15 protein-coding genes are annotated in these 15,259 nt (G+C 63.2%); 13 read left to right on the top strand and 2 right to left on the bottom strand.

Features of this window, described 5'->3' with window-relative positions; genetic code table 11:
• Nucleotides 1-61: 61 nt before the first annotated feature.
• A complete protein-coding gene (locus NTCA1_RS07800; protein ID WP_159829834.1) occupies nucleotides 62-1,117 on the bottom strand; it encodes an acyltransferase in 1,056 nt (351 codons plus the stop codon).
• Between the two features lie 188 nt (nucleotides 1,118-1,305).
• On the opposite strand from NTCA1_RS07800, the gene NTCA1_RS07805 reads away from it, so the two are divergent.
• The 8 genes from NTCA1_RS07805 to NTCA1_RS07840 all read left to right on the top strand — a co-directional run bounded on the left by NTCA1_RS07805 (nucleotide 1,306) and on the right by NTCA1_RS07840 (nucleotide 8,871).
• Nucleotides 1,306-1,767, top strand: coding sequence for a hypothetical protein (locus tag NTCA1_RS07805; RefSeq protein ID WP_159829835.1), 462 nt, complete (start codon nucleotides 1,306-1,308; stop codon nucleotides 1,765-1,767).
• A 4-nt stretch (nucleotides 1,768-1,771) separates the two neighbouring features.
• Nucleotides 1,772-2,005: a hypothetical protein gene (locus NTCA1_RS07810; protein ID WP_159829836.1), complete on the top strand. Its 234-nt coding sequence runs from the start codon at nucleotides 1,772-1,774 to the stop codon at nucleotides 2,003-2,005.
• Between the two features lie 74 nt (nucleotides 2,006-2,079).
• Nucleotides 2,080-2,877, top strand: coding sequence for a transporter (locus tag NTCA1_RS07815; RefSeq protein WP_133083996.1), 798 nt, complete (start codon nucleotides 2,080-2,082; stop codon nucleotides 2,875-2,877).
• A gap of 220 nt (nucleotides 2,878-3,097) precedes the next feature.
• Nucleotides 3,098-7,240, top strand: coding sequence for a bifunctional nitrate reductase/sulfite reductase flavoprotein subunit alpha (locus NTCA1_RS07820; protein ID WP_133083995.1), 4,143 nt, complete (start codon nucleotides 3,098-3,100; stop codon nucleotides 7,238-7,240).
• 86 nt (nucleotides 7,241-7,326) lie between these two features.
• On the top strand, nucleotides 7,327-7,527 hold the full coding sequence (locus NTCA1_RS07825) for a hypothetical protein (protein WP_086491044.1): 201 nt from the start codon (nucleotides 7,327-7,329) through the stop codon (nucleotides 7,525-7,527).
• Between the two features lie 66 nt (nucleotides 7,528-7,593).
• On the top strand, nucleotides 7,594-7,857 hold the full coding sequence (locus NTCA1_RS07830; protein WP_086491043.1) for a hypothetical protein: 264 nt from the start codon (nucleotides 7,594-7,596) through the stop codon (nucleotides 7,855-7,857).
• Nucleotides 7,858-7,914: 57 nt separating this feature from the next.
• On the top strand, nucleotides 7,915-8,562 hold the full coding sequence (locus tag NTCA1_RS07835) for a YbhB/YbcL family Raf kinase inhibitor-like protein (RefSeq protein ID WP_133083993.1): 648 nt from the start codon (nucleotides 7,915-7,917) through the stop codon (nucleotides 8,560-8,562).
• A gap of 15 nt (nucleotides 8,563-8,577) precedes the next feature.
• Nucleotides 8,578-8,871 (top strand): plasmid stabilization protein, encoded by a 294-nt coding sequence (locus NTCA1_RS07840; RefSeq protein WP_086491041.1) that lies wholly within the window; start codon nucleotides 8,578-8,580, stop codon nucleotides 8,869-8,871.
• Nucleotides 8,872-8,882: 11 nt separating this feature from the next.
• On the opposite strand, the gene NTCA1_RS07845 is transcribed toward NTCA1_RS07840, so the two are convergent.
• Nucleotides 8,883-9,959 carry an acyltransferase family protein gene (locus NTCA1_RS07845; RefSeq protein WP_159829837.1) on the bottom strand — a complete coding sequence of 359 codons (1,077 nt, stop codon included), beginning with the start codon at nucleotides 9,957-9,959 and terminating at the stop codon, nucleotides 8,883-8,885.
• A gap of 258 nt (nucleotides 9,960-10,217) precedes the next feature.
• Between NTCA1_RS07845 and NTCA1_RS07850 the strand changes: the two genes are divergently transcribed.
• Genes NTCA1_RS07850 through NTCA1_RS07870 form a run of 5 tightly spaced genes read left to right on the top strand, consistent with a single transcriptional unit; the run spans nucleotide 10,218 to nucleotide 15,177 of the window.
• Entirely contained in the window at nucleotides 10,218-11,111 is an 894-nt protein-coding gene (locus NTCA1_RS07850; protein WP_159829839.1) for a glycosyltransferase family 2 protein, read from the top strand.
• Nucleotides 11,112-11,155: 44 nt separating this feature from the next.
• Nucleotides 11,156-12,160 carry a glycosyltransferase family A protein gene (locus NTCA1_RS07855; protein ID WP_159829841.1) on the top strand — a complete coding sequence of 335 codons (1,005 nt, stop codon included), beginning with the start codon at nucleotides 11,156-11,158 and terminating at the stop codon, nucleotides 12,158-12,160.
• On the top strand, nucleotides 12,157-13,140 hold the full coding sequence (locus tag NTCA1_RS07860) for a glycosyltransferase family 4 protein (RefSeq protein WP_159829843.1): 984 nt from the start codon (nucleotides 12,157-12,159) through the stop codon (nucleotides 13,138-13,140). Before NTCA1_RS07855 ends, NTCA1_RS07860 begins: the two co-directional genes overlap by 4 nt.
• 24 nt (nucleotides 13,141-13,164) lie before the next feature.
• Entirely contained in the window at nucleotides 13,165-14,160 is a 996-nt protein-coding gene (locus tag NTCA1_RS07865) for a phosphoribosyltransferase (protein WP_159829845.1), read from the top strand.
• A 54-nt stretch (nucleotides 14,161-14,214) separates the two neighbouring features.
• On the top strand, nucleotides 14,215-15,177 hold the full coding sequence (locus NTCA1_RS07870; protein ID WP_159829847.1) for a glycosyltransferase family 2 protein: 963 nt from the start codon (nucleotides 14,215-14,217) through the stop codon (nucleotides 15,175-15,177).
• Nucleotides 15,178-15,259 lie beyond the last annotated feature (82 nt).

Raw genomic sequence — 15,259 nt, forward strand, 5'->3', positions numbered from 1 at the left:
TTTACAGTTTCCGCTTTCGGATAGGGTGATTTTCACCATTTGGATGATCTCCGAATGATCATCATACCGATAGAGGACCGGACGCCGGGCGCTTTTCGATACGGCGGATCATCCGGCGAAGGGGGCTTTCGAAGATACGGTGGAGCATCCAGGCCAGCGCCGTCACCATCGCGGAGACGGCCAGCGAGGCGATCCAGTCGCTTGCCTCTACCCCCAGACCGAGCATGTGAGCCTCGCCTTCCAGCCGGTCCACCGTGCCGATGGCCTGGAAATGCAGCAGATAGATGCCGAACGAGACCTTCCCCAGGAACATGAGCGGCGGAGACGCGAAAATGTACCTCAGGACACCGCGATCCTGCGCGATGGCGACGATCAGCGCTATAAGGGCCAGATAGGCGGGAAAGTCGGAAAGGGCCTGGGCCATCGTCGCCATGACCAGCAGCAGTACCATGCACTGGAGAAAGTTGCCGGACAGTGCGCGGCGCACATGCGCATTGTCGTGCAGGCGATAGGCAAGTTGGCCGATGGTGAAACCGGCCAGGCACCGCACCAGCGTGTAGGGCGAAAAGAACAGGTCCAGATCGCCCTTAGCGATCGGCGCGCCGATGTAATGCCGACTTGCCGCCAGGGTCATGACCAGAATGGCCAGCAGTGCCATGCAGCCAGTAGCGAGCGCAATTTTCGGGCTGGACCTCAGGCAGGCCACCGCGATGAACGGAAAGAGCAGGTATGCGACCATCTCCGTGCTGACCGACCATGCAGGCGGATCCAGACTGGGCCAGTTCCCCAGCGACTGGAGCATAACGAGGTTCGCCGCCAAGGCCGGAAGGCTCGGGCTGCCGCCTCTCCCCAGCGCCAGGAAAGCCAGTGTCGCCAGGATGTAGAGTGGGAATATCCGGGCGATCCGGTGAAGGAGAAAGCTGCGCTGCCGGAACGTGCCGGATTGCAGCGCCTTGCCATAGACATGCGCCATGACGAAGCCGCTGAGGATGAAGAAGAGATCCACCGCCAGATAGCCATGCAGCACGATGGTGGAGAGTGGCCCCGTCGCCACCATCCTGAGATGGAAGTGATAGATCATGACGAAAATCGCAGCGGCCCCGCGAATACCTGTCATCGGCCTGATTTCCGTCGCTGCCATCGTCACGCGGCCCGAAGTGATTTGTCTTCGCGCGATAGTCATACGGAGGCGGGCGCAAGGTAATCCGGCTTATCGCCCTCCCGAATAGGCGCCGGGAAAACGCAGCGTCGCTTGCCCACCTTTTAGGCGTTGTGCCGCGCTTGCGGGTGGTTAAGCATAGCGCGATGCGGATCGGACTTTTCATGGCAGGCTGCCTCATCCTGCAAGCGCCTATGGCCGGCGCGCAGGAACGCGATGCGAAGAATCTCCCGAACGCAGGCGGGGCCATCGATCCGGCGTTCGTCGGCCACTACTATCTCTCCGGCGTGATGGAGACCGGATCGGAGCTTCTGCTTCGCGCGGATGGTTCGTTCGAGTGGTACATTTCCTATGGCGCGCTGGACCAGTTCGCACAGGGGACATGGCGACGGGAAGGGGAGGAGATCGTGCTGGTCGCCCCGCAACCGCCGAAGAACCGGCCCCTGTTCGCCTATCTCGATACCGAGCCGTGGCCAGCCGAAAGCGGCGCAGAAAACCGGACTCGCCGTGCGGGTGATCGATCCCAAATCGGGCGGCGATGCGCGCGGGGTCAGGGTGGCCTTGCGCTTTGCCGATGGAGCAGAACTGGAAGTCGTGACGTCCGGTGACGGAATGGAGCCGCTGCCCGATATCCCGTCTTCGGCTCTCGTCGAAGCTACGCTCAGTGCTCCCTATGTTCCGGGACAGGAGGTGAAAGTAGCCTTGCCTCCCGTCAGAAGCGGTGTGGTGCGTTTTTCCATCGACGTCGATCAGGTGAACGCCCCTCCGTTCGAAAGGATGGCGCTGCGGATCGACGGGAAATCCCTCTTGCCCGTCGAACTGGGGAGAGGGCGCTACACCCGCTGAACATTCTCGGCTCTACCCCGGGAACCGGCGGCGCCTGCGGGCGATTTGCAACACAGTCGTCTATAAGGCGTGTTATGCAATTTCGAACTCTCCTGTTCTTCGCTCTGATGACCGCGCCGACCATGGCGGCTGCACAGGACCGCGACTACTGCCCCGACCGGCCGGGTATCGGCACCCCGGCCTGCACGATGGCACCGGGACGCATGTCTTTCGAGACCGGCCTTGGCGACTGGACGCTCAGCCGCGATGCCAATCAGCGTGACGATGTCCTGCTCATCGGGGATTTCCTGATGCGCGTGGGCATAGCTGACCATGCCGAAGTCCAGCTTGGCTGGAGCAGCCTGGGCTTCGCGCGCAGCCGGGATCGCCGGACTGGAGATGTCGAGCATCGCAGCGGCACAGGCGATCTGATGCTGGCGCTTCGGCGCAATCTCGTGAACCCGGACGGCTCGGGTTTTTCCGCGGCCGTGATGCCTTTCGTCTCGCTGCCGACGGGCCGCGAACCGATCGGGGCGGGAGACTGGGGCGCAGGCATCCAGATCCCGCTGTCCTATGAACTCTCGCCTGTCATCAGCCTGGAAATGGTGCCGGAATTCGATGCCGACGTGAACGAGGGCGGCAACGGCCGTCATTTCGCCTTCGGGGATGTCGTCGGCGTCTCCACGCCGCTGAGCGATGCGGTAACGGCGACGGCGGAATACCAGTTCCGCACAGTTCGCGAACCCGGCGACCATCATTCGGAACACCTTTCGGGCCTGTCACTTGCGTGGCAGACTTCGGATCGATTCCAGTTCGACATCGGCGCCAATGCCGGGCTCGACCGCGACGCCGATGATCTGGAAGTCTATCTGGGCGTTTCGCGCCGCTTCTGAGGTCTTTCCGCTTCCTGAAAACGTCATCGATGCTGCACTGCAAGAGAAGGGCTTGCAGCGACAGGGCGCTTGCGGCAAGATAATCGGCAAATTCGGATCCTGACCGCAAAGGCGCGGAGGGGATCCCGCAGTCCGCAAGGGCTGATCAGCAAGGCAACGACGCCATCGGTCGAACCTGAACAGGGTTCCGGCCGGTGGCGTTTTTTCGTTTGGGGAAGACGTGGCAAGCAGCAAGGTCAAGAGTGCATGCCCCTATTGCGGTGTAGGCTGCGGGATCGTCATGGACGTGGCGGACGGCCGGATCGTCAAGGTTTCCGGCGACAAGAGCCATCCCACGAACTTCGGCAGGCTCTGCACCAAGGGCAGTTCGTGCCATGTCCCCGTCACCGCACCGGGGCGCGCGGAAACCGCTTATGCCCGCATCGAAGGAGGCCGCGATCAAGGCGCGATCCCGATGGCGGAGGCGATCACCCGCACCGCGCAGGGGCTACGCCGGATCATCGACCGCGACGGCCCGGATGCGGTTTCCTTCTATGTCTCGGGGCAGATGTCGCTGGAGGCGCAATATCTTGCCAACAAGCTCTGTAAGGGCTTCATCGGCACCAACAATATCGAAAGCAATTCGCGGCTCTGCATGGCCAGCGCCGCGAGCGGATACAAGCTTTCGATCGGCGCGGACGGACCGCCCGGTTCCTATCAGGACTTCGACAAGGCCGACCTGTTCTTCGTGATCGGGGCCAACATGGCGGACTGCCACCCGATCCTGTTCCTGCGCATGATGGACCGGGTGAAGGCGGGCGCAAAGCTGATCGTGGTCGATCCCCGCCGAAACGGCACAGCGGACAAGGCGGATCTCTTCCTGCAAGTCCGCCCCGGTTCGGACCTCGCCCTGCTCAACGGATTGCTTCACCTGCTGGTCGAGCAGGGCGACATCGACCACGACTTCATCGCCGCCCATACCGAGGGCTGGGATGTCATGCCGGCGTTTCTGGCCGATTATCCGCCCGACCGGGTCTCTGCGCTGACCGGCATATCGGAAGCCGACTTGCGCCAGGCCGCGCAATGGATCGGTGAAGCAGGAGCGTGGATGAGCTGCTGGACCATGGGGCTCAACCAGAGCACCCACGGCACCTGGAACACCAATGCCGTCTGCAATCTCCATCTCGCCACCGGCACCATCTGCCGTCCCGGCGCAGGGCCATTTTCATTGACCGGACAGCCCAATGCCATGGGCGGACGCGAGATGGGCTACATGGGGCCGGGCCTGCCGGGACAGCGGGCAACGCCCAGCGAAGCCGACCGCCGCTTCGTGGAGGAGGTCTGGGGCGTTCCGCCCGGCACGCTCAAGGTCGAGGCGGGCGCGGGCACCGTCGCGATGTTCGAGGACATGGCGCAAGGGCGCATCAAGGCCTGCTGGATCATCTGCACCAACCCGGTTGCCAGCGTGGCCAATCGCAAGACCGTGATCGCCGGGCTGGAGGCCGCCGAACTCGTCATCGCGCAGGACGCCTTCGTCGATACCGAAACCAACCGCCATGCCGACCTGATCCTTCCCGGCGCGCTCTGGGCCGAAGCGGAAGGGGTGATGATCAATTCCGAACGCAACCTCACCCTCATGCAAAAGGCCGTCGATCCGCCCGGAGAGGCCATGGCCGACTGGGAGATCATCGCCCGGGTGGCCTGCGAGATGGGTTATGCCGAGGCCTTCTCCTATGCCTCCGCAGCGGACGTCTTCGAGGAAATCCGCGGCTTCTGGAACCCGCGCACGGGCTACGACATTCGCGGCGCCAGCCATGCGCGTCTTCGTGAGACGCCGCTGCAATGGCCGTGCCCGCCCGGCGCCGAGAACGATCGCAACCCCGTGCGCTACCTGAACGACGGCGTGAGCCAGTCGCTCCGCACCGGCGCGGACGGCGAGCGCCCGGCCATTGCCTTTCCCACCGAAAGCGGCCGCGCCCATTTCCTGCCGCGCCCGCACATGGATGCGGCGGAAATGCCCGATGCGGATTTTCCGCTCGTGCTCAATACCGGCAGGCTCCAGCACCAGTGGCACACGCTCACCAAGACGGGGAAAGTGCCGACGCTGAACAAGCTCAATCCCGGGCCGTTTCTGGAGATCCATGACGAGGATGCCCGGGCGCTGGGCATCGATGAGCGCGACATGGTGGAACTGCGCTCGCGCCGGGGGCGCGCCGTCCTGCCCGCCATGATAACCGACCGGGTAAGGCCGGGAAATTGCTTCGCCCCGTTCCACTGGAACGACGTTTTCGGTGAAGACCTTTGCATCAACGCCCTGACCAGCGATGCGGTCGACCCGCTATCGCTGCAACCCGAATTCAAGTTCTCGGCAGTTGCCATCACGCGGTTGTCGGGGCCGGTCGAACAGGCTTCTCCAGCTGCAACGCCGGACGAGATGACGCAGCCCTTTTCCGCGAGCATTCCCGCCGTAAGCGCCCTCATGCCGTGTCAGGCCGCTGCCATCGATGCTTTCGCGCAAGTCATGGGGCTGGCACCGGGCATGCCTCCGGCGCTCACTCCGGCCGAGGCCCGTTACCTGACGGGATTCACAACAGGACTGCGCGCCAACGATCCGGGCGGCTCAGTCCCGCGGTTGCCATCGGGCGCGCCGATCGAGAGCGACAAGCTGGACTACCTGAACGGCCTGCTGGCCGGGCTGTTTGCCCGCGTGCCCCAATCAAACGGTGAGCCTGCCGCCGAACCGATTGCACAGGTCATGGTGCTCTGGGCATCCCAGACCGGCAATGCGGAAGGGGTTGCCGAGCAATGCGCCAGACGGCTCGAAGCCCATGCCTGCCGGGTCCGTCTCGCCGCGCTGGATACGATCAAGCCCGCCGAACTCGCGGCGGCGGGGCAAGCGCTGATCATAGCCAGCACGTTCGGTGACGGCGATGCACCAGATAATGGCGACAGCTTCTGGTCGTCGCTGAAGACGCATGGCTCTTCGGGGTTCGACGGCCTGTCCTATTCGGTGCTGGCGCTGGGCGATTCCAGTTACGACCAGTTCTGCGGTTTCGGGCGCAAGCTCGACGCAAGACTGGAAGAACTCGGCGCCAGACGCCTTGCCCCGCGCGCGGATTGCGAGCCCGATTACGAGAATACTGCAAGGCAATGGCTGGACGATGTGCTGGGTTCGCTGCTGGCCGATCGGCCCGCTTCGCCCGGCCCGGTCCAGTCCACCGTCGCGGCCGAACCGAAAGTTGCGGCACGAGAGACGGCGGGCCCCAGCTACAGTCGCAAGGCGCCGCTTCATGCGCGCATGACTCGAAACACGCTGCTCAGCGGTCTCGGTGCGGCCAAGGAAGTCCGCCAGTTCGGGTTCGATCTGGCCGGGCAGGGTTTCACCTACCGCGCCGGAGACGCTCTCGGTGTCTGGCCGGTCAATTGCCCGGCGCTGGTCACGGAAGTTATGGGACTACTCGACCTAGCGCCGGAAACGCCGGTAACCGTCAAGGATATCGGTGGAGTTCCACTCTACGAGGCGCTGCTGAAGCACTGGGATATCGCCAAGCCCACCCGCAACATTCTCGAACTCATTGCCGATCGCCTGCCCGAAGCGGCCTTCGTCCCGCTGCTCGATCCCGATCGCAAGCCGGACTACGATCACTTCCTGCGCCGCCATCAGATCGCCGACGTCCTGCATGAAACCGGCGTGCGGCTGACGGCGCAGGATCTGGTGAAAGTCATGCGGCCGATCCAGCCGCGCTTCTACTCGATCGCCTCCAGCCCCCATGCGCAAGTGGACGAAGTCCAGTTGACGGTCTCCGTCCTGCGCTATGCCAACGGCGGGAGGCGACGGGGCGGCGTCTGTTCCGCATTCATGGCGGATCGGGCCGAGGATCTTGGCGCGGGCCTGTTCCTTCAGCCCGCTTCGCATTTCCGCCCACCTACGGATCCCGCGCGCGCGGCGATCATGGTCGGGCCGGGCACCGGCATCGCGCCGTTCCGGGGATTTCTCCATGACCGGCTCGCCACCGGCGCCACCGGCAGCAACTGGCTGTTCTTCGGCGAGCAGCACGAGGCGACCGATTTCTATTATCGCGAGGAAATCGATACTTGGCGGCGCTCCGGCCATCTCGATCGCCTGAGCCTGGCCTTCTCGCGCGACCAGTCCGAGAAGGTCTACGTGCAGGACCGCATGATCGAGGAAGGCGCCGAACTCTGGCGCTGGATCGAAGGCGGGGCAAACTTCTACGTCTGCGGCGACTCGAGCCGCATGGCAAAGGATGTCGACCTCGCGCTTCGCAGGATCGTGGCAGAGCATGGCGGCATGAAGCCAGATGCGGCGGAAGACTACATCGCCCAGCTGCGCGAGGACCGGCGCTATCTTCGCGATGTCTATTAGGCGATTTCGCGCATCCCGGTCAGAAGCCATGAAACCTGTTCCAAGCCACGCGCGTTGCACATCCAGACGCGGAGTGGAGAACAGCCATGACAGCCAGGGAAACCCGGCCGGATCCGGGGATCGCACAGGACGCTGGCGGCGCAGACTGCGTCGTGCTCGGCGCTGATCCGTCGCTGATGCCGGAGCCAGTCAATCGCCGTTCCCGGGCTTTCCTGATCTGGCTGCTTTCCCACCGCGACGCGAAGCGCGGTCAGCTCGCCGTGGATTGGTCCGAACTCGCATCCTGACGATCCGCTAACCGGAACCGGCGCACCGATCGCGAGTTCGGTGGTTCTCTCGACAAGGAGTACACGATGCCGACAGCGAAGTTCGAAACCCCCGAAGGCGATGAGATCGAGGTCGATCCGGCGGATGTCGTCAACATTTCCACCGGCAAGGAAGACGAGACGACAGTGATCGAGCTCGACGATGGAGACGAGATCACCGTTGTCGCGACCCCGGTGGAAGTGGCTGCAGAACTTGGCCTCGACCCGCTGGATTTCATCGATCCCGATGAGGACGACGAGCCTGCCGAAGACTACGACGATGAAGACGAGGACGGCTACGCGGACGAATGAGCGAACGGGCGTCCCGCCTGTCCCGTGAATGCCTGTCCTGCGAATTGTGGAGACGATATGCTTGAACATGTTCCCCGCTGGCTCGGTGCCCTGATGACCAATGTACGCGCGGGTCACGCCAAGCTTGCCATCGTGCAGGAAGAAGTGGCGCAGTCCGCGGCATTCATCGAGCTGTCCAGCCCGGCATTCGCCAGCGGCAGCCGCCTTCCGCAGCGGTTTACCGCCGATGGGGAGGGCGTGTCGCCGCCGCTCGTATGGGGTGAGGTTCCCGCAGGAACCGTCAGCCTGGCGCTGCTGGTCGAGGATCCCGACGCTCCGGCGCCGAACCCGATGGTCCACGCACTCGTATGGAACCTGCCTCCCACCGAACGGCGCCTGGCCGAAGGAGATATCGTCGCGGACGGATATGGCGGGCCGGACGGGCGGGATGTGGGCCGCAACAGCTACTTTCTGGAAGGCTGGCTTCCTCCCGATCCTCCGCCCGGCCATGGCGTACACGACTATGTGTTCCAGCTTTTCGCGCTCTCCGAGGCGATCGACGTGGATGACAATCCGGGACGATCGGAAGTGGTGAGCGCGATCAGCGGCAGGGTGCTGGGAGCAGGAATGCTGGTCGGGACTTATTCGCGTGACGAGCCGCGTCAGGCCGAGCGGGAGGTTCCGGTTGCCGAAAGCATGGGCGGAACAGGCGCGCTTCCCGCCTGATCACAGGAGGATGTCATGCCCCGAGGCGACAAGAGCAGTTATACAGATAAGCAGAAGCGTAAGGCCGCTCATATCGAGCAGGGCTACGAAGACCGCGGGGTCAGTCACGAGGAGGCGGAGCGGCGCGCCTGGGCCACCGTCAACAAGGAATCGGGCGGCGGAAACAAGTCGGGTTCGGGGCGAGGGCGCCCCGATACCCACGTATCCTCTTCGCGCGGCGGCAAGGCGAACAAGTCCGGCTCCCCCGAACAGCGCTCTGCCGCCGCCCGCAAGGGCTGGGAAACGCGGCGGAAGAACGGCAACACCTGAAAGGGCGGGGATTACCGTCCGGCTGCGCTCTGGCCGATACCCAGGCGGCGCAGCGCCAGTCCCGGTTGCGCGGTGCCCAGAAACAGCATGCTGCTCCAAGGGTGCTGCTTCACGATCAGCCAGAAGATCATCGGCAGGGCCACGCCTGCGGCGATCAGCACCGGTTCGGAAGTCACGCCGATCTCCCGCAGGGTGAAATGCACGAACTGGTGAAGGAACATCACCGTCATCGAGGCCGCACCGATCACGTCAAGCGGACGTGAAAGTCCTGGAACCATGCAAACTGCTTTCATGAGCTGGAAGAACAGCCAGGTGATCGCGATGGCCAGCGCCATTCCGATTACCGCTGGGCCGGGCTCGGCATATTTCAGATCCATTCCGAAATGAACGCCGTATAGTCCTGCAATAACAGCGATAAATATGACGATGATGCAAAGCGCCCACGCGCCTCTGAGGCCCAGTCGCCCCTGTTTCATCAGATGACCGAACCAGAGAAACGGCAAACCGAACGGAACCACGCCGATGGCCAGGGGCGTACCCAGCTTGGGTGCCGCTAGCCACAAGGCATATCCAAGGGCATAGAGCAGCGTCACCACAGCGATGATCTGCGGACTCGCCGGGTCCTTCCAGCGCAGCAGCATGGCGTTGTAGAGGTTCTGCGTCAGGAACAGGCAGGTCATGAACCAGAACACGCCGAAGTCGCTCTTGAGATACTCTCCCCCGAGGATAACCGCCTTGATCCCCTCGCGGGAGAAATAGGGATTTGGCACGTGCAGCACGGCCGAACGCAGCGCGATCATGATGAGTATCAATGCCAGAAATGCGACGTATGGAACTATCAAAGAAAGAAATTTCTTCTCGAAAAGCACCATCGGCGGGCGCGCGGAAAACAGCAGGCCGGAGACAACGAAGAACATCGGCATGCGGAACAGCTTGAGAAACCAGACGATTGCCGGAGACATCTCCGCCGTGGACTCCACGCAGACATGGAGCACCACCAGCAGGATGATGCCCAGCCCCTTGCAGGCCTCCAGCCAGGCGATCCGCTTGTAGCCGGGGCTCGCTTCCAGTGCCTTGGCGCTGTTCACGCGTCGTCCTTCATAACCGCACTCCGGCCTATCGCGGCGGCCCGAGAGTGCCCCCGCTTCAAGTGGGGCAAGTGTTAGTCGGGCAGCTTACAGCGCGCGATAATCCTTTAAGATCGCGCACTAACCCTTGTTGATCGCCGCGCTGCTCCTGGTGAGGCTCCATAGTATAATGGCGGGCAGGCGCTCCCTGATCTAGGGTTGGGACAGGACCGCCAACAAGCTGGGAACCGATCTTTGAGCAGCCTTGGAAAGCGTATCGTGAACCGGTTGCTGCCGCGTTCCATGACCACCCGGCTCTGGAGCGAGGAACAGTACCGCCGGAATCTCAAGGACTGGCCTCTGGGCGACCGCAGGCCTCACCGCCTGCCTAGCGAACTGATCGTTTCGCTCACCTCCTATCCCGCGCGCTATGCAACCTTGCATCTGACGCTCAGGAGCCTGCTGCGGCAGGAAACGGTGCCGGATCGGATCGTCCTGTGGATCGCCGGGAACGACATCGCGGCGCTGCCGAAGCAGACACGGGACGTGCTGGAACAGGGTATCGAACTGCGTACCGTCACCGATGCCCGCAGCTACAAGAAGCTGATCTTCGCGCTCCAGGAATTCCCGGAAGCCTACATCGCCACGGCCGACGACGACGTGTTCTACCGGCCCGACTGGCTGACGCTGCTGGCCGAAGGGCAGGGCGGCCCTCACGACGCGATAACCTGCCACCGTGCGCATCGGTTGAAGGAGCGGGGCCTGAAGGAGCGCGGCCCCGGTGAGATCGTTCCCTACCATGACTGGGAATGGGACGTGCAGGACGATCGTGCTCGCCAGCCCAGCGTCGATCTTATGCCCACGGGCATCGGCGGCATTCTCTATCCGCCCGGCTCCCTTCACCCCGACGCCGTGCGGCAGGACCTGTTCGAGCGCTACGCGCCCTCGGCGGACGATTTGTGGTTCTACTGGTGCGCGCGGCGCGCCGGCACGCCTTACCGGAAAGTGGGCGAGCGTTTCGACCAGACCGCCTGGTGGTCTTCCCAGAAAGAGCGCCTCTACAATCACAACCAGCAGGAAAACGATCTTCAGATCGCCGCGCTGACGAAGGATTTCGGCAACCCGCTGCGCATGCCCGTTTCGGCATCTCGTGAAGCAGCATCAATGGGTTAGCTCACCTCAAGAGTGCCGCCAGTAGCTATTATGGGTCATTGATCGTGAAGCGCCCCCACGCCAAACGGGGTTCGACACCACCAGGAACGGGATGGGCTCGCGTGACGTCGATCTGTGTCGTCATTCCACTGCACAACAAGGGGCCGCACATCGGGCGGGCGCTGGATTCCGTCCTTCGCCAGACGGTGCCGCCGGCAGAGATTATTGTCGTCGACGATGCCTCCTCCGACGATGGTGCGCAGATCGCGCGCAGTTATCCCGGCGTCCGCGTCATGACCCGCGACAAGCCCGGCCCCGGCGGTTACGCGGCACGAAACCTGGGCATCCGGTCGGCGGCCTCGGACTTCGTCGCATTCCTCGACGCAGACGACGAATGGAACGATAATCATCTGGAAAAATTGAGTATATTGATCGAAACGGCGCCGCAGGATGCGGTCATGTTTGCCACGGGCTACGATGAAATCCATCCCGGTAGCCGGGTGATCGAGGACGTCTACCGGCGAACGGGCGGCAAGGAAGCCTTGCTGGCTTTCCCCGACTTCGTCCGCGCCTGGCTCGACCACGGCGAATGTCCCGTCTGGACCTCGGCCATCGCGGCGAGAAGAAGCGCACTTCTGGAGGCAGGGCTGTTTCCCGATCAGCGCTGCCGACGCGGCGGCGACAAGGACTTGTGGCTGAGGCTCGCAAGGCAGGGAAGGGTGGCGATAAAGCCGGTCCGCACGGCGGTCTACTTCAAGGACTCGCAGAACATGGTAACCTCATTGTCGCACGACAACGTGTGCCATTGCATGATCGAAACGATCCGCTCGATGCTCGACGGCGAACCACGATCGACACGTAACCTGCTGATCCGATTGGCTAACCGCGAAACCTATCTCTACGCGCTGCGCACGGCGAAGAGCCAGCGCGTCAGGCCCGGAATGTGGAAGCATTTCCAGCCTTTGCACAATCCCCTCCAATTTGCCGTTTTGCTCGGGCTCTCGTCTCCCTTCAGTCGGCCGCTGGCGAAACTCGCGGTTGGCCTGAAGAAAAGGATCGCGCCGCAATGAGCGCGCTGCCGAAAATCCATCTGGTCAATCCGATGCTCAATCCCTCGGGAGGCAGCGAGTGGCGCACGGCCAGCCTCTACCGGCAGCTTCAGGGCTCTGCCGACTTGCAGGTCTGGCATTTCCGGGAGGCCCCTTCGGATGCCTTCACCGGGATAAGGATGAAAGGGATCGACACGCGCCGCCTGTCGTTCCCGCGCGGCGGAACGCTGGTTTTCATCGGCGTCTATTTCAACATCAGTCACTGGATCCGGCTCGCCCGGCCTTCGCGGGTCATCCTTACCTACAATACGCCCGATCCGCAGCGACTGGCGGAGAAAGTCGATCTCATCCGCAAGACTTGCGGGATAGAGCCGGAGATCGTGTTCTGCTCACAGGAACTCGCGGATCAGGTGCCCTATCGGGGAACCGTCGAGCCCTCGCTTGTCGATCTCGAAGCCTTCGTTCCGGTAGACCGGTCGGGCCGGGACAGCTTTCGCCTCGGCCGTCTGAGCCGCGACGCGCCGGAAAAGCACCATCCCGAGGACATGGACCTCTATCGCCATCTCGACGCGGCCGGTTGCGAGATCGATGTACTGGGCGCCACGGCCGCCATGCAGGCCGTGCCTTTCCCTTCCGGCCGGGTCCACATGCGTCCCATCGGCAGCGTCAAGGCGACCGACTTCCTCCGCTCGCTCGACTGCTTCTTCTACAGGACCTCGCCCCAATGGGCCGAGCCATGGGGCCGGGTGATCATCGAGGCGATGGCCAGCGGCTTGCCGGTGGTGACCGATCGCACCTCCGGTGCATCGTCCGTGATCGAGCATGGCCGAAACGGCCTGCTGTTCGACACGACGCAGGAGGCCCTGGATCTCCTCATGCGGGTGAAGGCGGAACCGGAACTTCGGCAATCGCTGGGCGATGCCGCGCGGGCCACCGCCGAAAACCTGCTCAGCGACGAAGTGCGGGAAACCGTGAAAGCCTTCTACCTGAAACCGGCCTGATCCTGCCATTTCGAGGAATAAGCCATGGAATATCGCTCCTTTGCGGATCTGGCGGAAACCGTGTTCTTCAACGCCCACGCCATACCCGAAGACGTCGACCTGATCGTGGGCATCCCGCGCAGCGGCCTGCTGCCCGCCAACCTCCTGGCGGTTCAGCTTCACAAGCCCCTGCTGGATCTGGAAAGCTACCTTGAGGGAAGGGCGCCCACCCTGGGCCGCACTGCCCGCGAGACGATCGATGGCAATGTGCGGCCGAGACGCGTCCTCATCGTGGACGACAGCATCGCCTCTGGCGAATCCATGCGCGATGTCCAGGCACGGGTGAGGGCGATCGCGCCGGACATTCCCGCGACCTACCTCGCCGTCTATGGTACCAAGGCCGTCCACGAGGATGCCGACCTGGTTTTCGAGGCAGTGCCGTCTCCGCGCATCTTCGAATGGAACCTGATGCGCCACAAGCGCCTCGCAGACGCCTGCTTTGACATCGACGGGATCCTCTGCCACGACCCGGAGCATGCCCAGAACGACGACGGCGAAAAGTATCGCGCTTTCCTGCTGACCGCAAAGCCGCTGTTGCGTGCCAATGTGCCGATCAAGCACCTCGTGACCAGCAGGCTCGAGAAATACCGCCCCGAGACCGAGCGCTGGCTTGCCGAAAACGGCGTAAAGTACGAGCATCTCTGGATGCTGGATCTGCCGTCCGCCGAGGAACGACGGCGCCAGCGCGCCCATGCCAGCTTCAAGGCCTCGGTCTATGTGAAGACGGGCGCGGGCCTCTTCGTGGAAAGCGAAGACAGGCAGGCGCAGGAAATAGCCGAATTGAGCGAACGTCCGGTACTCAGCATAGAAGGGCAGCGGATGGTCTGGCCCGGCGACACTTCCGCCGCGCGGCGCAGCTACGTTCGCCGCAACGAGACGAAGAGCGGTGCCGTGAAACGTCTGGTCAAGGCCGCCGCTTTCGGCATTCTGGGCGACCGGACGATCGCGAATATCAAGCGCAGCCTGCGAGGGCACGGTTAGAGCAGGGCGGGCAATGCCAATTGATCAAGGCCCATTGATAAAAGCGGAGATTGCATGCCCCAGGTTTCGGTCATCATGCCATGCTACAATGCCTCGGCCTTTCTGGACCGGGCGATCGGCAGCCTGCGCGACCAGACCTTCCAGGATTGGGAGCTTCTCGCGATCGACGATTGCTCGACCGACGATACCGCCGAGCGCCTGCGCGAATGGTCGCAGCGCGATCCGCGCGTGCGGAACCTGCGAACCGCGTGCAACGGCGGCCCCAGTGTCGCCCGCAATATCGGCATCGGTGAGGCCCGCGGCGAGTGGCTTGCCATCCTCGATGCGGACGATGCCTTCAAGCCGGAACGCCTTGCGGTCTTGACCGCGCTCGCAGAAGAACGCGCTGCGGATTTCGTGTTCGACGGCCTGATCTACTACGACGATCAGGAGGGCAAGGAAACCGGCCAGTCCTTCCAGCATACCGGCATATCGCCGGTCTCGATCTCGGAACTGATCCATGCCGAAAGGCCGGGATCGCCGCTCAAGTTCGGCTTTCTAAAGCCCATGATGCGCCGTGCCTTCATCATGGATAACGCCTTGCGTTATTCGGAGCGACTGCGCTTCGCCGAGGACTTCGATCTCTATGCGCGCTGCCTGCTGTCAGGCGCTCGCGGCATTCTCGATCGCCGGGGTTTCTATGTCTACACGACGCAGCTGGGCCAGGTGAGCGGTGCGCGGTCCCAGGGCACCCGCACGCGGTTCACGCCGCAAACCCGCGTCGAGATCATGGACAGCCTGATTGCGGACTATGGCGAGACCATCGATTCCTCGACGATGGAAACCCTTCTGCAAGGCCGGCGTTGGCAGGTCCTTTACGCCGACGCCCACCGCCTTGGCGAACTGCGCCGCACCGGACAATGGCCTGCATTCGCTTCACTGGCCGCTCGCCATCCACACGCTCTATGGCGCTTCATATCACGCTCGCGCCTGTTTCGTTCGAGCGGGGGCGGCAACAATTCGGCGGCCGGGATCTGAGCGGCGTTTTTATGTGAGGGACTTAACAGGCTGCGGAAAAAGTAGCTTGCCCTGAAGAGGCATTGCTGATTCCAGGATTGCG

The sequence above is a fragment of the Novosphingobium sp. TCA1 genome (genome assembly GCF_009811895.1).
In the GTDB taxonomy this organism is placed as follows: Bacteria; Pseudomonadota; Alphaproteobacteria; order Sphingomonadales; family Sphingomonadaceae; genus Novosphingobium; species Novosphingobium panipatense_A.